A 21,301-nucleotide genomic window follows, 5' to 3' on the forward strand; every position below is an offset into this window, starting at 1 on the left:
ACCTGGGTGGTATGGCTGAGTACAGAGTTATCGACCCCAAAGGCAATGTGGTCGCCACCAAGGAAATCGAAAGCGCCGACGATGCCCATGCGTGGTTTGTCGACTCTGCCGCCGACAACGCCGAGTTGGGTTGGCGGATGGAGGTCAATCACGACGGCGAATGGTCGTTCTTCGACAACAGCGAGGGCACGTCGAGCTAGCGGTCGCCGTTCACGCGGCGGCCGTCCCTGCCGCCGACTCGGCCGACTCTGCCGACTCGGCTGTGCGCGGTCAACAGCACTTGGTCGAATTCGGACTGAGTCGTGATTGCGCCACGCACCCCGCGGAAGTCCTCGACGATCTGCTCGGCCAGTGGACGCAGCTTGACGTTGGCTTCCTGGGACAGCCATTTCAGCACGTTGAACGCGGCATCGGCGTCGATCCCGTAGACCAGCATCAGCATGCCCTTGGCTTGCTCGATGCCTGCACGGTTCGCAGCGATTTCTGCGAGCTTCTCGGTGACCTGTTCCTGATGCACCTGTTCGGAAATCGGTGATACGTCGACGTAAAAGCCTTGCGTGCCGATCACGGCACCGCGATCGTCGCAGAGCCGGTCACCGACGACCACGACGTGGTGCACCTTGCCTTTGGTGTCGATGATGCGATGACGGGTGCTGAAGGCCTTATGAGTGTGCAAGATCTCGTCGATGGTGGCCGCAACCTGGCCCCGGTCGTCGGGATGCTTGTGGGAGAGCACCAATTCGGTTGTGGGGGTGACGCTCCCGGGTTTGTACCCGTGCATGCGTTGCACTTGCTCAGACCATTCCCACCGCTGGTCGGCGAAGTGGAATCGAAACCAGCCCACACCTTGCGGGGCACCGCCGGCCAAAGCCTGTTCGACGGCGGCGGACTGGCCGTCAAGATCCCAGGCCATCGCCTACCTCCTGGAGAGAACCTCCGTCAAATGAGCGTGAAATGAGAGTTCAGCGGCCGCAAGCCGCCGCGGCCGCTGCCTCTCGAGTCGCTGATCAGGCGTTTATCACCTCCCGTCGGGCCTCGTTCTCGTTGATCGCTTTGTGGGTGGAGCCGTTGGTGCCGCTTCGTTCGACGGTGATCTTGCGCGGCTTGGCCTTCTCGGCCACCGGGATGTGCAAGCTCAGCACGCCTTCCCGGTAGGAGGCCTCGATTCGTTCGGTGTCGAGGTTCTCTCCGAGCACCAGCTGGCGGCTGAAGACACCGCGGGGCCGCTCGTTGGCCAGCATCTCGCGGTTGGGGTCGACCGAGGGGCGCTCGGCGCGCACGGTCACCACATTGCGCTCGATGTCGAGGTCCAGCGAGTCGGCGTCGATGCCGGGCAGATCGAACTCGACCACGAACTTCTCACCTTCGCGCCACGCGTCCATTGGCATGACTGCCGGTCGGGCGGCGGTTCCCAGTACTTGCTCGGCGAAACGGTCCAGGTTACGGAACGGGTCGGTACGCATCAGCATGGCCGTCACCTCTTCCTCCAATGTGCTGTCGTTGGTGGAAACTGAATCTGTGTCTTACGACATAGATTTCTTATAGCACTATCGACAGAACATCGCAAGGTGTGATAAACAGGTTTTCTGTAACACCAAGAGGGGGCGTGGCATTGACCGATCGTCTTGACAACTCCGGCGCTCCGCCGTCGGATCACGGCGTCTACGGGATCTCGGTAGCGGCCGAGCTGTCCGGTGTCGCCGTGCAGACGCTCCGTCTCTACGAACGGCATGGATTGCTGTCGCCGGCGCGCAGCGACGGTGGCACTCGGCGTTACAGCGCCAATGACCTGGCCCGGTTACAGCGGATCAGCGCCCTGGTCGAGGAAGGCGTGAATCTGGCCGGGATCGCGCGCATCCTCAGCCTCGAAGACCACAACGCCGAATTGTCCGCTGCCAACAGCAATCTGCGATCCACCAACCGGAGCCTGCGCGACGCCGCAAAGAACGGGAACAACGGCTGAAGCACGGTCAGGCCACCACGCGGAACTGGTGCGCGGTGGGGTCGGCGGGGTCCGGCAGGTTCATGCCCGCGTCCACGCCGGACCGCAGATAGTCGATCACCGCGTCGTTGAGGCGTTCGCCGGGGACGACGGCCGGGATGCCCGGCGGATACGGGGTGATCTGCTCGGCGGCGATGCGTCCGGCCGCCTTGTCCGCCGGAACCATCTCCGTCGGCCCGAAGAACGCATCTCGGGGCAGCGCAACGCTTTCCAGCTGCAGCTCCGCCGGTGACGGCAGGCGTATCTGCGGCGGCCGGTCGAAATCTTCGGCGGCCTTGCGCCACATCGTCATTGCGCTCACCAACCGGTCGGCCGTCTGCTTGTTGTCGGCGAAGGACATGGTGGCCAGGATCCGCCGGTGATCGCTCATGCCGAGGTCGAGTTGGCAGTGCTCCCGCAGCCAGTCCGCCGCCTGATAGCCCGATGTTCCGGTGGCGGAGAGGTCCATCAACACCTGGGTCGTGTCCAGGTCGCAGGACGCTTCCTCGCCCAGCAGTTCGTCTTCGAGGACCCGCAGGTCGGGAATCTCCGTGAGTCGCTCCCGAAGATACGTCGCGAGATCGAGTTCGGCGGTGAGTAGTTCGTGCCCATGCTCGACCATCTGCCGTCGCCAGCCATCGAGTGCGGCGTAGACCATCACGTTCGGACTCGTCGTCATCAGCAGGTCCGCGCACGCCGAGAGCCGGTCCGGATCCACCAGATCGCCCTGCAGATGGAACACCGACCCCTGCTCGAATCCGGCACCCATCTTGTGCACGCTCACCACGCAGACGTCCGCCCCGGCGTTCATCGCCCAGGTCGGTAGGTCCTCGTGAAACGGCAGGTGCGCGCCCCAAGCCTCGTCGACGATCAACGGCTTGTTGCGCTTGTGGCAGATGTCGGCGATCGCCCCGATGTCCGCGCAGGTGCCGTAAGGGCTGGGACTGACGATGAGGGCGCCGGCGGCGTCCGGGTGATGCTGCCACGCTTTTTCGACCTGCTCGGGGGAGGGCGGATGGGAGAAGTGCCGCTCCACATCCCATTGCGGTGTGATCCACCGGGGCTGCACCCCGGAAAAGATCAGCCCGGCGACTATCGACTTGTGACTGTCGCGAGTGACGAGCAGCCCGCCGGGGTTGCCGCCGGCCACCGCCAGCATCGCCGCCTTGACCGACAGCGAACTGCCGCAGGTGGAGAAGAACGCGGCGTCGGCACCGACGGCATCGGCCATCAAGTCCTCGGCGCGGGACAGGAACTTGCCCCGGGACATGCGGTCATCCAGGCCATTGCTGGCTAGCACGTCGTTGCGGAACGGTTCTGAGCCCAGCACGGCCAGGACCCGCGGGTCGGCACCGGCGCCCTGCCGGTGACCCGGAGGTGTGAAGCCGTACCGGTCGCTGTGGTGGTAGTCCTGCAATGCGTTCAGTAGCGGCGCCTGCGACTGGTCCATGACAAGGGGCTACCCCGTTTACGAAGCCATAAGCCGGGTATGAACCCGCTATGGTCGATCAGCCCGACGTTCCGCTGCGCGCGATCGCCCTGGTCTGCAGCCTCAAAGGCGGCTCCGCGGAGTCCAGCAGCGCCCTGATGGCCCAACATGTAGCCGCTGAACTGGCCAAACACGGCGTCGAGTGTGAGCACATCCGGTGCGTGGACTATGACATCAAACCCGGCGTCGAGGACGACATGGGCTCCGGCGACCAATGGCCGATCATCCGGCGCAAGGTGCTCGATGCCGACATCCTGCTGATCAGCACGCCGATATGGCTGGGGCACCCGTCCAGCGTCACCCAGCGCGTCCTGGAGCGCTTGGATGCCGAACTGTCCAACACCGACGACGACGGCATTCCGGTAATGGTCGGCAAGGTCGGGATCGTGAGCGTGGTGGGCAACGAGGACGGCGCTCACAAGGTGGTGGCCGACGTATTCCAAGGGCTCAACGACATCGGCTTCAGCATCCCGGCGCAGGGCTGTACGTACTGGAACGGGGAGGCCATGCAATCCACCAACTACGACGATCTGGACGAGGTGCCCGAACAGATCGCCGCTACGACGGCGACCGCGGCTCGCAATGCCGCCCACCTGGCCAGGACACTCAAGACGCTCAACTACCCGCCGTACGAGTCGTGATCATGAGTGAGCTAGCAGAGGTGAGGGACGACGTGGCCGATCGGGCGCAGCAGGAAGCCGACGAGTATCGCGGCGAGAATGGCCGGCCATTGGCCGGATACGTTGTGGTGCTCGGTGTTTACTCGCTGTTGGTGGTGGTGACGACCGTGCTCGCGGCGGTGACCGGCCGCAGGTTGCCGAATCGTTGGAATCTGCAAGACCTCGTGATGCTGACACTGGGCACGCACAAACTCTCCCGGACCTTGAGCAAGGATTCGGTGACCAGCCCGCTGCGCGCACCGTTCACCAGGTACAAAGGCACCGGCGGGCCGGCTGAGGTGCAGGAAGAACCCCGACAGGACAGCGCAATTCGGCACAGCCTGGGTGAGTTGTTGACCTGTCCGTTCTGCCTGGATGTGTGGGTGGCGACCGGATTTGTGATCGGGCTGGTCTTCGCGCCCAGGTTCACTCGCCTGGTCGCGGGCACCTTCACCGTGCTCACCGGTGCCGACTTCCTGCAGCTCGCCTATGCCATGGCGCAGCAAGCGTCCGAACATTGAGGTGGTGGTGTCATGCCGAAGACGACGAAGAGCGGTGCGGCGAAGAAAGACGAATTGCCCAGCACGCTAAAGAAATCCAGCGCCAAGGCACAGCGCACCTTCGCCAAGGCGCATGACGCGGCCGCCGAGCAGTACGGCAGCGAAGAGCGGGCACACCGGGTTGCCTACGCCGCCGTCAAACACAGCTTTGAGAAGGTCGGCGACCACTGGGAAGCCAAGGAAGAGAAGGGCCCCTCGGACAAGCGGGCCGAGGGCGGTGGCCTGAACAACCCGGTGCCATCCGAGGAGGGCGTCAACGCAAACGCCAGCAAGAAGCATCTACTGGAGGTCGCCCGGCGGCTGGACGTGCGCGGCCGCTCCACGATGACGAAGTCCGAACTCGTCGAAGCGATAAAGAAGCAAAATCGCCGTGCCCAAAGGCGTTGAGAAGAAAGACGTTCCGGGAGCACAGCGCTACCTGCCAGAGGACCGCGGGCTAAGCTCGCTGGAGCACGCGGCCGGCGCGTGCCAGGGTTGCACCCTGTATCAGGATGCCACCCAAACCGTGTTCGGCCACGGCAAGGCCGAGGCGCCGGTAATGCTGGTGGGCGAGCAGCCCGGCGACCGTGAAGACCAAGAGGGTCAGCCGTTCGTCGGCCCGGCCGGCCGGCTTCTGGTGCGCGCATTGGCGGACGCCGATCTGGACCCAGCGCTGACGTATCAGACCAACGCCGTCAAGCACTTCAAGTTCAAAAGGCAGGGCAAGCGGCGCATTCACCAGAAGCCGGGCCGTATCGAAGTCGTCGCCTGCCAGCCCTGGCTGATCGCCGAAATACAGGCGCTGCGGCCGCAAGTCATCGTGTGTCTCGGTGCGACGGCTGCACAATCGCTGTTGGGCAGCACGTTTCGTGTCACCGCGCACCGGGGTGAGCGGCTACGGCTACCGGCCGCGCTGGACCTCGAGGTTGAGCCGGAGCCCTTGGTCATGGCGACGGTACATCCCTCGTCACTGCTGCGGGATCAAAGTGACCGCCGGCAGGAGAACTACGAAGCGTTCGTCGCAGATCTGCGCAACGCGGCCGGCGCGCTGCCGGCCATGTTTCGGTCCTGACCACATGGGTAGTCAAAACTGATGAGCCTGCACAGCCATGAAGTCACCCGGGCGGTGCCTGACCAGACCGCTCAGCCCTCTGACACCCACGATCACGGTCGCGGCCGCAGAGCGGTCGTGAACTGGGTTTTGGCGCTGCTGACGATTCCCGCGGCAGTGATCATCGCGATTTTCGCCGTCGGCGCGGCCATGAGCTTCGCTGCGTGCAGTGGTGCGCAGTGCCCCGAACTGGGCCCGAGCGGCTTGGTGTATGGCGTGCTGTTGTATGGCGCCCCGGTGATCGCCGGTTTGACCATCATCGCGTCTTTCTTCACCGCGTTCCGCCGCCGCGGATTCATCGTCCCGCTGATCGGTCTGGCATTGCTGCTGGCCGACTTCGCCGCCGTCGCTATCCTCTTCTGATCCGTTGGCCGGCAACAACATCGATGCCGCGGTGCTCTTCGACATCGACGGCACCCTGGTCGACTCGAATTATTTGCACATCGACGCCTGGCAGCACGCGTTCGCCGAGGTAGGCATCGAAGTCGAGGCGTGGCGCATCCATCGATCGATCGGGATGGACGGGTCCACCTTGGTGAAAGCGTTGTCCGACGACGCTCCCGAGGACCAGCAGAAGCGCCTCAAAGACCTGCATTCTCAGTACTACAAGGAGACGGCCAACCTGTTGCAGCCGCTTCCGGGTGCGCGGGAGCTGCTACAGCGCGTCGCCGAACTCGGGCTCAAAGTCGTCTTCGCCACGTCGGCACCCGAGGACGAGCTGAAATTGTTGCGCGAGACGCTCGACAGCGACGATCTGGTCGCCGCTATTACGTCCGCGGACGACGTGGACACCGCGAAGCCGAAGCCGGACATCATCCAGGTCGCACTGGACCGCGCCGAGGTTTCCGCCGAGCGCGCGGTCTTTTTGGGCGATGCCATCTGGGACGCCGAGGCATGCGTCCGAGCGGAGTTACCGTGCATCGGAGTGCTCAGTGGCGGCGTATCACGGGACGAACTCGGAAATGCCGGGGCGATCGAGGTTTTCGAGAACGCCCGCGACTTGCTGCAGCACCTGGACGATTCGGCGATCGGTCGGCTGGTCCGCGATTCGGGTCGATGACAGTGGCTCGATGACAGTGGTTTGACAAGACACGAAACACGACAAGAAAGTGGCCCAGTCCGTTACGGACTGGGCCACTTTCTTTGAAAGCTACTGAAAGCTACTGGTTGGCCTTCTGGCGCTCCTCGGCGGCTTCGGCGCCACCGCGAGCCGACTCGGCTTCCGCTTCCTTCTTGGCGGCGTCGCGCTGCGCGTCGGCCTTGTCCTGCTGGGCCTGGCCCTCGCGCTTGACGTCATCGCGGCCCGTCACGGCGCCGATAACTTCCTTAGCCTTGCCCTTAACGCCCTCGACGACGCCCTCGACGCCTTCCTGGGGTCCACTCTTGTCGGCCATGAATTCCTCCTGCGTGCGTAATCACCTACATGGCGACCGTGCGCTTTCCGTCCGCGCTCAGCCAACAGGGTTTGTACGTTCCGTACGTCTTCCCCGCGACAACAGGGTTTCCGAAGCGCCTGACGCTCAAACCTGTGGGTTGGGTCACTGGCGTCGGCTGGTACCCCGATGGGGCAGGAACTCCTGGGCTTTGATCTTCACGCCTTCTTTGAGGATGCCGAGCGCATTCTCGTCGCCCCGCACGACGGCGCTTGCGGCGCTCTTCATCTGCTCGAAGGTCGCGTGCGGCGGCACCGGCGGCACATTCGGGTCGCAGTACACGTCGAGCACCGTTGGACGATCCGCGTGCAGCGCACGCTCCCACGCCGGTGCGATCAGGTCGGGATCACGCAGCGTGGCGTGGCCCAGCCCCAGGCTGGCGGCGAAGGCGGCATAGTCGACCTCCGGAAGAGTCTGGGAGGCAGCGAATTTCGGTGCGCCACCCATGGCGCGCATCTCCCAGGTCACTTGGTTCAGATCGTTGTTGTGCAGGACGGCGACAACCAGACGCGGGTCGGTCCACTGCTTCCAGTAATGCGCAATGGTGATCAGCTCGGCCAGCCCGTTCATCTGCATTGCCCCGTCACCGGCGAAGGCAATCGCCGGGCGGTCCGGGTGGGCGAACTTCGCGCCGATGGCGTACGGAACCGCGGGACCCATCGTGGCGAGCGTCCCGGACAGTGACCCACGCATGTTGCCGCGGAATTTCAGTTGTCGCGCATACCAATTCGCGGCGGAGCCGGAATCCGCCGTGACGATCGCGTCGTCGGGCAGCTGAGGCGACAGGTCGGCGAACAACCGCATCGGGTTGATCGGGTCGGCGGAGACGTCGGCCTCCATCGCCATTGTCTCCCACCAGCGGGTCACGTTGCGCTCGATGGTCTCTCGCCACGACCGGTCGGATTTGCGTTGCAGCAGCGGCAGAAGCGCGCGGGCGGTCGCGGCGGCGTCGCCGACCAGGTTCACCTCGTTCGGGTAACGCATCCCGATCAGCGTGGGGTCGATGTCGATCTGCACGCCGCGCGCACCGCCGTACGGCGGCAGGAACTGCGAGTACGGAAAACTCGATCCGATCGTCAGCAGCGTGTCGCAGTCACGCATCATCTCGTAGCTGGGACGCGTTCCAAGCAGCCCGATCGAGCCTGTCACCCAGAGCAATTCGTCGGAGAGGACATCCTTGCCGAGTAGCGCCTTGGCGACCCCGGCGCCCAGCACGTCGGCGAGCTCGCTGACCTCGGCGACGGCGCCGCGTGCCCCGCATCCGATCAGCATCGCGACGCGCTCGCCCGCATTGAGCACGTCGGCGGCCTGCTGCAGTCCCGCACGAGAGGGTTCGACCACGGGCTGCTCGAAGCCCAGGCTGGACGGCACCATCTTGAATTTGTGCGCCGGCGCCTGGTATTCGAGCTCTTGCACGTCTGCGGGGATGATCACCGCAGTCGGCGCCCGCCTGGTCAACGCGGTGCGGATGGCGCGATCGAGCACGTTGGGCAGTTGCTCGGGCACGGTGACCATCTGGACGTAGTCGCTGGCCACGTCCTTGTACAAGCTCATCAAGTCGACCTCCTGCTGATAGGAGCCGCCCATCGCGGTGCGTTCGGTCTGGCCGACGATCGCCACCACCGGCACCCGGTCCAGCTTGGCGTCATAGAGCCCGTTGAGCAGGTGGATCGCGCCGGGGCCGGAGGTGGCCGCGCAGACACCCAGCTCACCGCTGAACTTGGCGTAGCCGACCGCTTCAAAGGCGGCCATCTCCTCGTGCCGCGCCTGGATGAACGTGGGCTCGTTTCCTGCGCGTCCCCACGCCGCGAGCAGGCCGTTTATCCCATCGCCCGGGTACGCGAAGACCCTGGCCACCCCCCAATCGCGCAGTCGTTGCAGCAGAAAATCACCGACAGTCGTCGTCATAGCCACCCTCCGGGTTTCGCTTATCGGTCGCGGTTACCCCCCTTGGCGGTGTTTGATCATCCGAGTAGCGGGAATTCCGCTAGTCGCGATGTGTTCGGGAACTCATTGCGCGAGGAGTGGAAATGCTGCTTGTTGACGCCGTCGGAAAAGTGCTGAGCTTTCTGCGCGCCGGGTATCCCAAGGGTGTGCCCACTACCGACACTTTTCCGGTGCTAGCAGTGTTGCCCCGGCACCTTGCCGAGCCCCTCGCCCAGCACCTTCCCCAAGCGGAAATCGGTGGGAAAACCAGCGGCTGAGCGCACTGACGTCACGCGCGGCGCGCAGCACCGTCCGGTCTGGACGTACCAGCGCAGCCTGAGCCCGTCCACGACGTAGCCATTCATCCAGTTCGTCGTCCGGCCGCGTCCGGACGACTGTCACAGCGTAGGTTCGCAGTAACTCTTGCTGGTCGGCGGCCAGCGAAACCCTGGTGATCAGCGCGAAACCGCCGCCGGCGACATCGTCAAAGCGTCGATCCCCGGCCACGATCGGATTTGGGCACATAGCCCCGCATAGTGGCCCTCCCCGCAGTGACTTGTGCACCAGTGCCGAGCGGCGCAGGGCCGGTGTCGTCGAGTCGACGACCTTCTCGCGTAGCCCGGGGATGAACCGGAGCCGTGGCAGCATGATCCGGCGGGCCCGGTCCCCGATCCTGCCGCCGCCGGTCATCGACCACCCGATCACCAGGGCCAGCCTGATCAGCGCGCGGGCGTGACACTTTCGTTCCCGCTCGTAGCTGTCCAGGGCGTCGGCGGAGAGCGTCCCGCGCCGCACGGCGGCGATCTTCCAGGCCAGGTTCATCGCGTCCCGAACCCCAGCTCCCATGCCTTGCCCGATGAACGGGGGAGTCAGATGCGCCGCGTCACCGAGCAGAAAGATGTTGCCGCGCCGCCATCGGTCGGCGATCTGCGCGCGGAAGGTGTATTCGGCGACCCGCAGCAACCTCAACTCGCTGTCCGGCACGTCGGCGGTCCAGGGTGCGATCAATGGGCGCAGCGTGGCCACCGTGTCGAAGTCGCGGGCGGTCTCGCCATCGAGCAACCGGAACTCCCAGCGGTAGCGGCACCGCCCGATGCGCATGTAGGTACCGGCGCGGACGCGGTCGCAGACCTGGTAGACCCCGTCCCACTGGCCCAGATCGGCGTCGGTCGCCACATCCACCACCAGCCAGCGCTGTTCGAACCTCAGATCCCGCATGCTGGAACCGATTTGGGCGCGCACCACACTGTTGGCACCGTCGCAGCCCAGCACGTACTCGGCATCGATACGGTGAACGCTGCCGTCGGTCCGGTCGGTGAACGTAACCTGCGCCCGGTCGCCCCCGGCACGGACCGCGGTGACGTCGCAGTTGCCGCGCAGTTCCACGCCGGGATAGCGCCGCAGGTTCTGCCGCAGCAGGCACTCCAGCTCCGGCTGGTCGAACATGTTGGCCTGCGGGTAGCCATGGTCACTGCGCGCGGTGTCGCGGTGAAACTGGGCCAGCACGTTGAAGTGTCGGTCCAACAGCCGCAAGCCCAGTGTGGGCCGCGATATCGCCGCGAATTCCTCGGCGATGCCGAGCCGGGCGAGGATGCGGTAGATCTCGTCGTCCAGATGGACCGCCCGCGGCTGCGGGTAGACGCCGGGCCAGCGTTCGAGGATCAGGGACTCAACACCATACTGCGCCAACAGTGTTGCCGCCACGATGCCGGTTGGCCCGGCGCCGACGATGACCACGGGAACTTGTTGGGTCACGGGTATCGCACCGGGGTGCGCTGGGTTCCAAGGTCAATCGCGCCGTCGTCGGTGGCCACCGAGGCCTCGACGACATCGCCATTCTGCAGGTACTTCCGGTTCCCGGCCTGCCGCTTGAAGAACGCCTTCCATTTGACGGCCGGCGGCAACAGATTGGCGATCATCTCCACCGGCTTGGGCGGTGCGCTCAGCGCGGTGCCCACCGGTGTACCGGTCAGGACCAGATCGCCCGGGGCGAGCTCCTGGAACTGGCTGAGCGATTGCAGCGCCTGCAACGGGCGGTACAGCATGTCGCCCTCGACGAGGGCATTCTGCCGTTCGGTTCCGTTGACGCGCAGGCGCAGTCGCAGATCACCGAAGCGCCTGAGCTCCGCCGCGTCCAGCAGCACCAGCTTCGGCCCGACGGGGGTGAACGTGGGGTAGGACTTGGCTTCGTAGAACTGGGTCTGGGGCAACTGGATATCTCGGGCCGACACGTCATTGGTGACGACCAGCCCGGCGACGAATTCGGCGAGGTTCGCGTCGGTGATGTTGGCGCCCACTGGGATTGGACGGCCGATCACCAGTCCGATCTCCACCTCGTAGTCGAGCAACTGGACGTGCGCCGGCTTGACGATGTCGGCGAACGGGCCGCTGATCGATGCGGACGCCTTGCGGAAGAACGTCAACGGAATCGAGGACGGGTCCATCCCGGCGTCCCGGACGTGTGACTCGAAGTTGGTCATCTGGGCGACCACCCGACACGGCCGGGTCACCGGCGAGATGAGGTCCAGGCTCTCGAGGGCTACCGTGTCGGTGCCGGCCAGTGCGGCTTCGATCGCGGCGCGATCGGCCAGCAGTTGCGCGGTGGTGGCCGCCTCGGTGGCGATCCTGGCCGCGCCGGTAGGGGTCTCGACCCACCAGGCATCGGTGGTGTGCAGCACGGAGATGGTCATGCGGTGGTCACCTTCAGTAGGCCGACAAGCCGGTTGAAATCGAATTCGTTGCTACGGCGCAGCGCGCCGATCATCGTAAGTGCTTCATGGCGCGCCGATTTCGCATCGGTGCCGAGGAAGTCTCTGGTCACCGGCGGCCCCCACTGCGCCAGTCCCGATGCGGTCAGCGGCGCCCAGCCCGGCTCCAGGGTGTTGTCGAACATGTCGCCGTCGGTGAAATGCTCCACCAGGAAGCCGTCCGGATCGCGCCAGTAATCGAAGATCTGACTGCCCTGGATGTGCCGGCCGATGCCCCAGGACCTGAAATAGCCGCGCTCCTTGAGGTATTCGCCGCCCGCGGCTAGCGCATCGAGGTCGCTGACCTGGTAGGCCGAGTGCAGGTAGCGGTTGGCCGGGCCCAACGCCAGCGCCAAGGTGTGGTGATCGGCCGGTGTCGAGCCGCGGTCACAACGGATGAAACTCATGGTCGGCCCGCGTTCGCGCTGCCCCGGGAAGAACTGGAAGTCGCTGACGATCATGCCCAGGTTGTCCAGGTACCAGTTCAGGGTCTGCAGATATCTGGTCGACTGCAGTACCAGGTGGCCGAGCCGCTGCACCCGGGCGGGTACCCGCGGTGGCCGCTGGGTTGCATTGGTACGCAGTAACTTTGAGCCGAAGTTGAGGGTGTGCGGCTGCTGGGCCGGCAACGCCGGCAGCTCGTGCAATCCGGCGACCACCCGGACCGGGGTTCCGCTGGGATCGGTCAGGTCGACCGCGATCCCGCCGATCGCTTCCGGCAGCGGACGCGCGGTGGACCCGGACCGCTCGGCCAGTCGCAGCACGTCGACCTCGTCGCTGGCGCGGAACGCCACGGCGGCGAAGCGCGATCGCGGTCCGCGCCGCACCATGACGCACGGGGCTCCGGCGTCGATGCCGCGCAGTGCGAGTCGGTTGGGGTCGCGGTGGGCCGTCTGGAAACCGAAGGCCCGCGCGAATGCTTCGCACCGCGTCACATCCGGCTTCTCGAACTCCAGCCAGGCGATGTCGGCGACTTTGATCACCGGGTTTCGGGAGCGGCCGGTGTGTTCACCGGGGCGGGCTCCCTGCTCGCAGTGCAAGTTGCGGTGGGCGTCCGCTTGGGTGCCGATCACGTGCATCACTTCTCTCGATAGGAACTGACGAAATCGTCACATATGCTGAAGGTGCTCGTCAATAGGTTCTGACGATTTCCTCAAAAGTGAGGCATACTGCTGTGGTGACAATGTCGAGTGACAGCACCAGTCGGTTGGAACGCCGCAAACAGCGCACCAGGTCGGCATTGGTGAAAGCCGCGCAGCGGTTGATCGCCGAGGGCAAGGTGAACGTGCCCGTTCTGGAGATCACCCAGGCCGCCGATGTGGGGATGGGGTCGTTCTACAACCATTTCGACAGCAAGGAGCAGCTGTTCGAGGCGGCGGTCGCCGACGTGCTGGACGCGCACGGGGCGCTGTTGGACCGGCTGACCGTGGCTATCGAGGATCCGGCCGAAACGTTCGCCACCAGTTTCCGGCTGACCGGCCGCATGTTCCGGCAACGGCCGCAGGAGAGCGAGATCTTGCTGGCCAACGGGCTGTCACTGTTGTCTTCGGACCGCGGCCTGGCCCCCCGCGCGTTGCGAGATATCAAGGCCGGCATGGCTTCTGGCCGATTCACCATCGACGACCCGGAGCTCGCGCTGGCCATCGCCGGCGGCGCCCTGCTGGGTCTTGGTGCTCTACTGCGCAACGACCCGGAGCGCGATGGCGCCAAGGCCGCGGACACCGCCACCGAGAGCGTGCTGCGGCTGTTCGGGCTCACCGCCGAGGAGGCGCACGCCGTTTGCCGGCGGCCGCTGCCCGACTTCGCAGCGGGCTGACCGTTTGAGATGATCTGCGCATGCCCACGATCACCACCAGTGACGGCGTCGAGATCTTCTTCAAGGACTGGGGTTCGGGCCCACCGATCGTCTTCAGTCACGGCTGGCCGCTGTCCTCCGACGACTGGGACGCTCAGCTGTTGTTCTTCCTGCGCCACGGTTACCGGGTGGTTGCCCATGATCGGCGCGGGCACGGGCGCTCGTCCCAGGTCGGAGACGGCCACGACATGGACCACTACGCCGACGACCTCGCTGCGGTGGTGCGGCACCTGGATCTGCACGACGCGGTGCACATCGGCCACTCGACCGGCGGTGGGGAAGTGGTGCGTTACCTTGCCCGCCACGGTGAAACCCGCGCGCTCAAAGCGGTTCTGATCAGTGCGGTTCCGCCGCTGATGGTCAGGACCGAAGCAAACCCGCTCGGTTTGCCCAAGGACGTTTTCGACGACCTGCAGGCACAGTTGGCAGCCAACCGATCCGAGTTCTACCGGGCCCTGCCGTCCGGCCCGTTCTACGGGTTCAACCGCCCCGGCGTCGAAGCGTCCGAGGCCAGTATCGCCAACTGGTGGCGCCAGGGGATGGCCGGCGGTGCCAAGGCGCATTACGACGGCATCGTCGCGTTCTCGCAGACGGATTTCACCGAGGATCTCACGAACATCACGCTGCCGGTCCTGGTGATGCACAGCGAGGACGACCAGATCGTGCCGTACCAGGCCGCCGGCCCGCGGTCCGCCGAGCTGCTGCGCAACGGAATCCTGAAGACTTACAGAGACTTCCCGCACGGGATGATCACCACGCACGCCGAGACGATCAACGCTGACGTGCTCGAGTTCCTGCGGACCTAGCGCGCTCGTCGCGGGGCTGCACCGCAACCAGAACCGTGCCCAGACCGGGCGTCGTATCCGCATCTGTCACCAGCCCGACGTTGCCCAGCGTGGACAATGGGCTGATGGACCGGGCTCAGCTGGGGAACCTGCACGTCGGACGGATCGGATTGGGCGCCATGGGCATGTCGGCGGCCTACGCCGGTGCCGGCAGCGACGACGCCGAATCGATCCGGGCCGTGCACCGCGCGATCGATCTGGGCATCACACTCATCGACACCGCCGAGGTCTACGGCCCGTACCGCAACGAGGAGCTGCTGGCGCGTGCCCTGCGCGGCAAACGGGATCAAGTGGTCCTGGCCACCAAGTTCGGCATGATCTCGCACACCGGCCGAAGCGGCCTGGATAGCAGCCCGGACAACATCCGCATCGCCGTCGACGGCTCCCTGCAACGGCTGCAGACCGACCACATCGACCTCTACTATCAGCATCGACTCGACCGCAGCACACCGATCGAAGACACCGTCGGGGCGCTGGCGGAGCTGGTCGCCGCCGGCAAGGTTCGACACATCGGGCTGTCCGAGGTGGGCGTGCAGACCATCCGCCGCGCTCACGCCGTGCACCCAATCACCGCCGTCCAGTCCGAATACTCCCTGTGGACACGCGATCCCGAAGCGGCGGTGCTGCCGCTGTTGCGTGAGCTCGGCATCGGATTCGTCGCCTACTCACCGCTCGGACGCGGATTCCTCACCGGCGCAATACGTTCCACCGACGCCATTCCCGAGACCGACTTCCGCAAGACCAACCCGCGGTTCACCGACGAGAACTTCCAGCACAACCTGCGCAGCGTCGATCAGTTGACGGAGATCAGCACTGACGTCGGCGCCACCCCGGCGCAAGTCGCCCTGGCCTGGCTGCTCGCCAAGGGGCCCGACGTCGTTCCGATCCCGGGCACCAAGCGGGTCGCGCGCGTCGAGGAGAACGCCGGCGCCGACGCCGTCAAACTGTCCGCCGAACAGATCTCCCGGCTGGACGACCTGCTGCCCGCGGTCGGGGACCACCACAGTGCGGCGCAGCTGCAGTGGATCGACCGGGACTAGATGCTGCGGACCAGCGCCGCCGCGCGGACGTCGTCGCCGACCGTGAAATGCATCAGCACCGAATCACCGCGGTTCGCCGACCGGATGGTCAACGGTTCGCCGTACTTGATCGGGCTGCGGTATTCGAGCACGGCGCGGTAGGGCTTGTTTTCCAAGTCGGGCACCTGGCCCAGTATCTCGTGCACACCGTGCCAGTAGATCGTGTTGTTGACGTGCTCGAAAAGGTCGATGTCGGTGCGGCGCAACGGAAACGGCGTGGTCACCGGGTCGTCGAGCGGCTCGGTGACCTGGGGCCGCCACTTGAGCCGGTGATTGTCGGTGGTGCTGCCGAATCGTTCGATGCAATAGTCGGTAAGCCGCGAAGGCGTCAACGTGTCCTTGTTCATGCAGATCCAGAAGCCTTCGGTCTCGATGCGCCCGCCTTCGGAACCTTTCAGCTGCACGCGCATGTTGCACCACCTGCTGGACAGGCCCGCACACCAACGACGGAAGGTGATGTCGCTGGGAATCTCGATCGGCTCGATGACGTCGATCACCGTACGGAGAACGATCCAGTGCGGATGGACTTCGGCCAGGTCCGCATCGGCCAGATGCTCGGCCCCGACCTCCTGGATGTAGCGGGCCACTCCGTCCAGGCGCAGCCGGCGGTGTTCGTCGATGTCGGAAGTGGCCAGCCGCCAACCGGTTTGATAGACGTACCCCTCGTCGGGTACCGGGACGAGCGGCGCTGCCAGATCGGGATTGATGGACACAGCGCTCCTAGCGTGAGACCGCGGCGGCGTCGCTGAGTAGCTGCTCGAGCTGCTCGCTGGCCGTGTCGAGCTTCTTCTGGAACATCGACACCACCCGGTCGCGCACACGCGGCTTGTGCGACAGCGGCGGAAGCAACTCGGCGAGCAGGTTCAGCCGCGCGGAGCCCAGCCAATCGGTCAAGTCAGGATCGTCGAGCCAGCGCTGAAAGTTCCGGAGGTCGGAGTGGGTCAGCCGCAGCCAGTCCACGTCGCGGTCCGGATGTGGAATCGGTTTGCAGAGTTCGTTTTTGGTCTCATCGGAGTCGTAGGCGAATTCGACGTGGGCGATGAACGCGGCGCTGAACACCTGCTGGCAGCCCCGCACCGCCTGCAGGGTCATCCGGTCGCCGTCGAACACCGGTGTCGCCGAACACTGCGGCGCCCCATCCGCCGTGCAGTCTATGTACAGCGCCGACGGCGAAGAGGTGACGGAGCCCTCGTCCAGCACGATGGCGGTGGGTTCGATGCGCTGCACGTGACCCATTCGGATGACGTCCTTGATGCGGCGCAGCTGGTCGAATTCCGGCTGCGACACGGTCGCACACCGGTACATCAGCGGCCGCACCGCGGGGTCGAGGCGCAGCAGCGTGCCGGCCGCTTCGAGCCGGCCGAACAGATCCTCGATCGAGGTGGCGGCCTCGATCGCCTCGAGTTGGGCGCCGTAGTTGTCCCGGAACTGCTTGATGAACGACGGCCCCGGTTGCAGGGTGGCCCGGTCCATCAGCCAGGAATCGCGGGGCTTGATCCAGGTCAGCCGGTCGGGGTCGACGCCGTGCCGCAGCAACCACAGGCAGACGTCCATGCCCGTTTTGCCGGCGCCGACAATCACGTACCGTTGGCGTGCGCCGAACTTCGGCAGCTCGTTCGGGGGAACGCAGTCGATCCCGGGGGCGACGTCATACGGGGCGGGCCGCATGGACGGCACGACGGCGCGCAGGTAGGTGGCATCGACGATGCGATGCTTGACGTCGACGGCGTATTCGGCGCCCGCCAGGGTCCGGAACCGACCGTCGCCGAGGTAGTCGCTCATCGGGAAGTATTCGACGCGCCCGGTGGGCAGGAACTGCTGCTGCATGACGGCGTCGAAGTAGGCGCAGATCTCGCCTACGGGGGCAAGCTCATTCAGTCCCTGATTCCAGCCGACGATATCAATTGTGTTGTTGCCCAGCGGCCTTGAGTTGACGCCGTAGTAGGCAGACGGCTGGTGTAGCCGCACGAACGGGTACGCGGTGGTCCAGTGCCCGCCCGGTTGGTGGGCGCGGTCGACGATGACGACACGTGCCTCGGATTCGGTGATGACGGTGTCGGCGAACGCCATTCCCATCGCGCCCGCGCCGATCACGAGGTAATCGGTGTCCAACTTCTGGACACTGCCTGTCATTGGGTGCACTCCCTCATGGGCGCCACCATAGACGGCTTTACTTCGCGAGCCGTGCCTGACTGCGATTTCGGGTCCAGGATTTCGCTGTGTGGTTCGGTTGGCGGCATTCGGGCGGGTCCCACCGGGTAAGTTTGCCCAGCATGGGAGCCGATCTCACCGTCGCGATCGCCGATGGTGTCGCGGTGCTGACCCTCAACCGGCCGCAGCGGCGCAACGCCTACACCGCGCAGATGGGCGAGCTGCTCAACCGGGCCTATCGGCGGTGCGACGAGGACGACGCGGTACGGGCGATCGTCCTGACCGGCGCGGGCGACGCGTTCTGCGCCGGCGCGGACTTCGCCACCGGAACCAATCCCTTCGACGTGCCATCCGGCGACGCCGCCTTCACCGCCTCGCCGACCGATCCCGCCGCGTTCGAACTGCGCACCCCGGTAATCGCGGCGGTCAACGGGCATGCCATCGGGATCGGGCTGACCATCGCGCTGCAAGCCGATATCCGTATCATGGCCCTCGATGCGAAATATGCTGTGGCGCAGGTTCGCCGGGGTGTCATCCCGGACTGCATGTCGCACTGGACGCTGCCGCATTTGGTGGGCGGGGCAGTGGCGGCCGATCTCCTGCTGACTGGCCGCACCTTCGACGGCGCGGAGGCCGCTGCGCTGGGCATCGCCTCGCGCTCGGTGCCGGCGGCTCAGGTGCTGGGTGACGCCATGGCGGTGGCCCGCGACATCGCCGTCAACGTCGCACCCATGTCGGCCGCGCTGAGCAAGCGTCTGCTGTGGGACACGATGATCAACGGCTACACGGCCCGGCAGGTCGCCGAGCTGGAGACGCGGCTACATCACCGGGTAATGGGCAGTCCGGACGCCCGGGAAGGCGTTGAGGCGTTCCTGCAACGCCGGCGGCCGCGCTGGACCGGGTCGGTGGCGGGGGAGTAGCAGCGATGGCCAGTTGGCGAAGCCGGGCGATGCCCGCGGTCCTGCGGCTGATGGGCCGGGGCCGCGCGTACGCGAGCGCCGAGACGGCGCGCGCCCACATCGAACAACGGGCCCTGCACCCGCAACTGTTCGCTCCGCCGCCGCGGCTGCGCCCGGAGGTGAAGATCGCGCTGGAACGGCGAAACGATTGGCCGATCTATACGGTGCGGCCGCGCAAGCATGAGCCCGAACGGGCGATCCTCTACCTGCATGGTGGCGCCTGGGTGAACGAAATCACGCCGCAGCATTGGCAATTGGTGGCGCGGATGGCGGTCGGGGCCCGGGCCGAAGTGGTCGTCCCGATCTACCCGCTGGTGCCGTCGGCCACCGCGGCCGATGTACTGCCCACGATCGTCGAGCTGGCGCTGGAGAATCCCCGGGGCGCTCTGGTCGGGGATTCGGCGGGCGGGCAGATCGCGCTGTCGACGGCGCTGTTGCTGCGCGACGAGCACAATGTGATCGTCCCGAGGACCGTGCTGATATCGCCCGTGGTGGACCTCTCGCTGGACAACCCAGCAATCGCCGCCGTCTCCAACGACCCCTGGTTGGGGAGGGACGCGCTGCGGGTGTTCGCCGACGGGTGGCGCGGCCAGTGGCCCGTCGACGACCCGCGGGTCAGCCCGCTGGCGGGCGACCTGACTGGGCTGGGCCCGCTGACGATCTTCACGGGCACCCGCGACATCCTCAATCCCGATGCCCGGCTGCTGGCTGAAAAGGCCGCTGCCGCAGGCGTGGACCTCGATTTCCATGAGCAGCCGGAGTTGTTGCACGTGTACCCGCTGATGCCGATCCCGGAAGGCCGGGCCGCGCGTGCCGTCATCGTGGAGAGCCTGACCCGAACATGACGGACGACGACTACTTCGACCTGGGTTCCTACCACCGGCCGGTACGGACCCCCTACCCCCAAGCGCAGGTGTGGTTCGACCGGGGACTGGTCTGGGCGTACGCGTTCAACCATGAAGAGGCTGTTGCCTGTTTCGAGCGGGCACTGGACCTTGATCCCGATCTGGCCATCGCGCGCTGGGGTATCGCCTATGCGGTCGGGCCCAACTACAACAAGGCGTGGGAGGCGTTCGACCCGGTCGACCGGAAGACATCCCTGGCCCGCGCGCGTGCCGAGCTGACGCGGGCCGGGCAGGGCCGGGTCAGCGAGGTAGAACACGGTCTGATCAGCGCGCTGTGGGCGCGATTCCGCACCGCCGATCCGGAGAACCCTGACGCGCTGGCCGCCGGTGCGGTCGCCTACGCCGACGTGATGACGGTGCTGGCGACGGCCTTTCCGAACGACATCGACGTGCAGGCCCTGTCCGCGGACGCGCTGGTCAATGTGACGGCGTGGGCGCTGTGGGACACGGCCACCGGAGAGCCGGCGCCGGGCTCGCGGGTGCTGGACGCCAAGCGACTGCTGGAAAAGGCCTTGGCGCGGCCGGCGGGACGCACCCATCCCGGGATCCTGCACCTTTATCTGCACACCATGGAAATGTCCCCGACGCCGGAGGAGGCGCTGCCGGCGGCGGACCTGTTACGCGGCCTGGTGCCCGATGCCGGTCACCTGCAACACATGCCGAGCCATATCGACGTGCTGTGCGGTGACTACCGTAGCTCGGTGGTGGCCAATCAAGTTGCGGTGCAGGCGGATCGGCGGTTCGTCGCGGAGCGGGGACCGTTCAACTTCTATTCGCTCTACCGTGCACACGATCTGCACTTCATCGTGTATTCAGCGATGCTGCAAGGACAGTCGGGAGTTGCTTTGCAGGCCGCCGACGAACTCGCCGGGCAGCTGACACCCGAGTTGTTGTCCATCGAATCGCCGCCGATGGCCGACTGGCTGGAAGCGTTCGTGCCGCTACGCACCCACGTGCTGGTGCGGTTCGGCCGCTGGGACGAGTTGATCACGCAGCGCCTGCCCGACGACGAAGGGCTGTACTGCACCAGCGCCGCAACGATGCATTACGCACGCGGGGTGGCGTTGGCCGCGACCGGCCAGCTGGTGCGGGCGCGTGCCGAACGCGCCGCGTTCCACGCGGCCTACGACCGCATACCGGAATCCCGCTACCTGTTCAACAACACCGCCCGCGACATCCTGGCGGTGGGGGCCGCAATGCTGGACGGCGAAATCGCTTATCGCGAACAGCGTTTCGGCGAGGCATTCGATCATCTGCGCCGTGCCGTTCAGCTCGACGACGCGTTGCCCTATGACGAGCCGTGGGGGTGGATGCAGCCGACGCGGCACGCGTACGGGGCGCTGCTCCTTGAGCAGGGGCACGTCGAGGAAGCCGCGGCGGTGTATGCCGCCGACCTTGGCCTGGACCCCACCCTGGCCCGCTGTTGTCAGCACCCGGGCAATGTGTGGAGCTTGCACGGCTACCACGAGTGTCTGCAGCGCCTCGGCCGCAGCGCCGAAGCCGCGATCGTCGGGCAACAGCTCACGCTCGCCGCGGCGCGTGCCGATGTGCCAGTACGTGCGTCCTGCGCGTGCCGGCTCAACGTCGCTGAGTGCTGTGCCGAATGAGGCCGCAGGACTAGA

Annotated in this window: 24 protein-coding genes and 1 pseudogene; 15 read left to right on the plus strand and 10 right to left on the minus strand. The window is 65.9% G+C overall.

Annotation, left to right across the window (positions count from 1 at the left end):
* Positions 1 to 11 precede the first annotated feature (11 nt).
* Positions 12 to 200, plus strand: coding sequence for a hypothetical protein (locus BN972_RS16255; RefSeq protein ID WP_036359764.1), 189 nt, complete (start codon positions 12 to 14; stop codon positions 198 to 200).
* Here BN972_RS16255 and BN972_RS16260 read toward each other — a convergent pair.
* Positions 197 to 913, minus strand: a complete 717-nt coding sequence (locus BN972_RS16260) for a PAS and ANTAR domain-containing protein (RefSeq protein WP_036359767.1) — start codon at positions 911 to 913, stop codon at positions 197 to 199. The genes BN972_RS16255 and BN972_RS16260 overlap by 4 nt on opposite strands.
* A 94-nt stretch (positions 914 to 1,007) precedes the next feature.
* Complete coding sequence (locus tag BN972_RS16265) at positions 1,008 to 1,469, minus strand: Hsp20/alpha crystallin family protein (protein WP_036361067.1); 462 nt, start codon at positions 1,467 to 1,469, stop codon at positions 1,008 to 1,010.
* Positions 1,470 to 1,612: 143 nt separating this feature from the next.
* Here BN972_RS16265 and BN972_RS16270 point away from each other — a divergent pair, with 143 nt between their 5' ends.
* Complete coding sequence (locus BN972_RS16270; protein WP_036361069.1) at positions 1,613 to 1,963, plus strand: MerR family transcriptional regulator; 351 nt, start codon at positions 1,613 to 1,615, stop codon at positions 1,961 to 1,963.
* A 7-nt stretch (positions 1,964 to 1,970) separates the two neighbouring features.
* On the opposite strand, the gene BN972_RS16275 is transcribed toward BN972_RS16270, so the two are convergent.
* Positions 1,971 to 3,431 carry an aminotransferase class I/II-fold pyridoxal phosphate-dependent enzyme gene (locus BN972_RS16275; protein ID WP_036359769.1) on the minus strand — a complete coding sequence of 487 codons (1,461 nt, stop codon included), beginning with the start codon at positions 3,429 to 3,431 and terminating at the stop codon, positions 1,971 to 1,973.
* Positions 3,432 to 3,481: 50 nt separating this feature from the next.
* Here BN972_RS16275 and BN972_RS16280 point away from each other — a divergent pair, with 50 nt between their 5' ends.
* Genes BN972_RS16280 through BN972_RS16305 form a run of 6 tightly spaced genes read left to right on the plus strand, consistent with a single transcriptional unit; the run spans position 3,482 to position 6,839 of the window.
* Positions 3,482 to 4,111, plus strand: coding sequence for a flavodoxin family protein (locus tag BN972_RS16280; protein ID WP_036359772.1), 630 nt, complete (start codon positions 3,482 to 3,484; stop codon positions 4,109 to 4,111).
* 2 nt (positions 4,112 to 4,113) lie between these two features.
* Positions 4,114 to 4,650, plus strand: coding sequence for a DUF1360 domain-containing protein (locus BN972_RS16285; RefSeq protein ID WP_036359774.1), 537 nt, complete (start codon positions 4,114 to 4,116; stop codon positions 4,648 to 4,650).
* Positions 4,651 to 4,662: 12 nt separating this feature from the next.
* Positions 4,663 to 5,076 carry a ChaB family protein gene (locus tag BN972_RS16290; RefSeq protein WP_036359777.1) on the plus strand — a complete coding sequence of 138 codons (414 nt, stop codon included), beginning with the start codon at positions 4,663 to 4,665 and terminating at the stop codon, positions 5,074 to 5,076.
* On the plus strand, positions 5,060 to 5,740 hold the full coding sequence (locus BN972_RS16295) for a UdgX family uracil-DNA binding protein (protein ID WP_036359781.1): 681 nt from the start codon (positions 5,060 to 5,062) through the stop codon (positions 5,738 to 5,740). Before BN972_RS16290 ends, BN972_RS16295 begins: the two co-directional genes overlap by 17 nt.
* Positions 5,741 to 5,761: 21 nt before the next feature.
* Positions 5,762 to 6,142, plus strand: coding sequence for a hypothetical protein (locus tag BN972_RS16300; RefSeq protein WP_235192478.1), 381 nt, complete (start codon positions 5,762 to 5,764; stop codon positions 6,140 to 6,142).
* Positions 6,143 to 6,146: 4 nt separating this feature from the next.
* Positions 6,147 to 6,839, plus strand: coding sequence for an HAD family hydrolase (locus tag BN972_RS16305; protein ID WP_036359784.1), 693 nt, complete (start codon positions 6,147 to 6,149; stop codon positions 6,837 to 6,839).
* 100 nt (positions 6,840 to 6,939) lie between these two features.
* On the opposite strand, the gene mbp1 is transcribed toward BN972_RS16305, so the two are convergent.
* Together mbp1 and BN972_RS16315 are read right to left on the minus strand one after the other, a co-directional pair.
* Entirely contained in the window at positions 6,940 to 7,173 is a 234-nt protein-coding gene (mbp1, locus tag BN972_RS16310) for a microaggregate-binding protein 1 (RefSeq protein ID WP_036359787.1), read from the minus strand.
* A 144-nt stretch (positions 7,174 to 7,317) separates the two neighbouring features.
* Positions 7,318 to 9,120, minus strand: a complete 1,803-nt coding sequence (locus BN972_RS16315) for a thiamine pyrophosphate-requiring protein (protein ID WP_036359791.1) — start codon at positions 9,118 to 9,120, stop codon at positions 7,318 to 7,320.
* 122 nt (positions 9,121 to 9,242) lie between these two features.
* On the opposite strand from BN972_RS16315, the pseudogene BN972_RS31220 reads away from it, so the two are divergent.
* Positions 9,243 to 9,314: pseudogene (locus BN972_RS31220) on the plus strand (hypothetical protein); the annotation flags it as partial.
* On the opposite strand, the gene mhpA reads toward BN972_RS31220, so the two are convergent.
* The 3 genes from mhpA to BN972_RS16330 are packed head-to-tail and all read right to left on the minus strand — an operon-like array spanning position 9,313 to position 12,955.
* Complete coding sequence (gene mhpA / locus BN972_RS16320) at positions 9,313 to 10,893, minus strand: bifunctional 3-(3-hydroxy-phenyl)propionate/3-hydroxycinnamic acid hydroxylase MhpA (RefSeq protein WP_099051107.1); 1,581 nt, start codon at positions 10,891 to 10,893, stop codon at positions 9,313 to 9,315. The pseudogene BN972_RS31220 and the gene mhpA overlap by 2 nt on opposite strands.
* Positions 10,890 to 11,828, minus strand: a complete 939-nt coding sequence (locus BN972_RS16325; protein WP_036359795.1) for a fumarylacetoacetate hydrolase family protein — start codon at positions 11,826 to 11,828, stop codon at positions 10,890 to 10,892. Before BN972_RS16325 ends, mhpA begins: the two co-directional genes overlap by 4 nt.
* Positions 11,825 to 12,955: a VOC family protein gene (locus tag BN972_RS16330; RefSeq protein WP_235192511.1), complete on the minus strand. Its 1,131-nt coding sequence runs from the start codon at positions 12,953 to 12,955 to the stop codon at positions 11,825 to 11,827. The genes BN972_RS16325 and BN972_RS16330 overlap by 4 nt, the downstream gene beginning before the upstream one ends.
* Positions 12,956 to 13,068: 113 nt before the next feature.
* Between BN972_RS16330 and BN972_RS16335 the strand changes: the two genes are divergently transcribed.
* The 3 genes from BN972_RS16335 to BN972_RS16345 all read left to right on the plus strand — a co-directional run bounded on the left by BN972_RS16335 (position 13,069) and on the right by BN972_RS16345 (position 15,625).
* The gene (locus BN972_RS16335; RefSeq protein WP_080696969.1) at positions 13,069 to 13,701 is read left to right on the plus strand and encodes a TetR/AcrR family transcriptional regulator; all 633 of its coding nucleotides are present in this window, start codon (positions 13,069 to 13,071) and stop codon (positions 13,699 to 13,701) included.
* A gap of 20 nt (positions 13,702 to 13,721) precedes the next feature.
* Positions 13,722 to 14,546, plus strand: a complete 825-nt coding sequence (locus BN972_RS16340) for an alpha/beta fold hydrolase (protein ID WP_036359801.1) — start codon at positions 13,722 to 13,724, stop codon at positions 14,544 to 14,546.
* 104 nt (positions 14,547 to 14,650) lie between these two features.
* On the plus strand, positions 14,651 to 15,625 hold the full coding sequence (locus tag BN972_RS16345; RefSeq protein WP_036361077.1) for an aldo/keto reductase: 975 nt from the start codon (positions 14,651 to 14,653) through the stop codon (positions 15,623 to 15,625).
* Here BN972_RS16345 and BN972_RS16350 read toward each other — a convergent pair.
* Positions 15,622 to 16,377 carry an acyl-[acyl-carrier-protein] thioesterase gene (locus tag BN972_RS16350; RefSeq protein WP_051545517.1) on the minus strand — a complete coding sequence of 252 codons (756 nt, stop codon included), beginning with the start codon at positions 16,375 to 16,377 and terminating at the stop codon, positions 15,622 to 15,624. The two genes, BN972_RS16345 and BN972_RS16350, sit on opposite strands and share 4 nt — an antisense overlap.
* A gap of 7 nt (positions 16,378 to 16,384) precedes the next feature.
* Positions 16,385 to 17,797: an NAD(P)-binding protein gene (locus tag BN972_RS16355; protein ID WP_036359803.1), complete on the minus strand. Its 1,413-nt coding sequence runs from the start codon at positions 17,795 to 17,797 to the stop codon at positions 16,385 to 16,387.
* 140 nt (positions 17,798 to 17,937) lie between these two features.
* Here BN972_RS16355 and BN972_RS16360 point away from each other — a divergent pair, with 140 nt between their 5' ends.
* The 3 genes from BN972_RS16360 to BN972_RS16370 are packed head-to-tail and all read left to right on the plus strand — an operon-like array spanning position 17,938 to position 21,286.
* Complete coding sequence (locus BN972_RS16360; RefSeq protein ID WP_036359806.1) at positions 17,938 to 18,735, plus strand: enoyl-CoA hydratase-related protein; 798 nt, start codon at positions 17,938 to 17,940, stop codon at positions 18,733 to 18,735.
* 5 nt (positions 18,736 to 18,740) lie between these two features.
* Positions 18,741 to 19,619: an alpha/beta hydrolase fold domain-containing protein gene (locus BN972_RS16365; RefSeq protein WP_036359809.1), complete on the plus strand. Its 879-nt coding sequence runs from the start codon at positions 18,741 to 18,743 to the stop codon at positions 19,617 to 19,619.
* Positions 19,616 to 21,286 carry a tetratricopeptide repeat protein gene (locus BN972_RS16370; RefSeq protein WP_036359811.1) on the plus strand — a complete coding sequence of 557 codons (1,671 nt, stop codon included), beginning with the start codon at positions 19,616 to 19,618 and terminating at the stop codon, positions 21,284 to 21,286. The genes BN972_RS16365 and BN972_RS16370 overlap by 4 nt, the downstream gene beginning before the upstream one ends.
* Positions 21,287 to 21,301 lie beyond the last annotated feature (15 nt).

It is taken from the genome of Mycobacterium asiaticum DSM 44297, assembly GCF_000613245.1.
GTDB classification, from domain to species: Bacteria; Actinomycetota; Actinomycetes; order Mycobacteriales; family Mycobacteriaceae; genus Mycobacterium; species Mycobacterium asiaticum.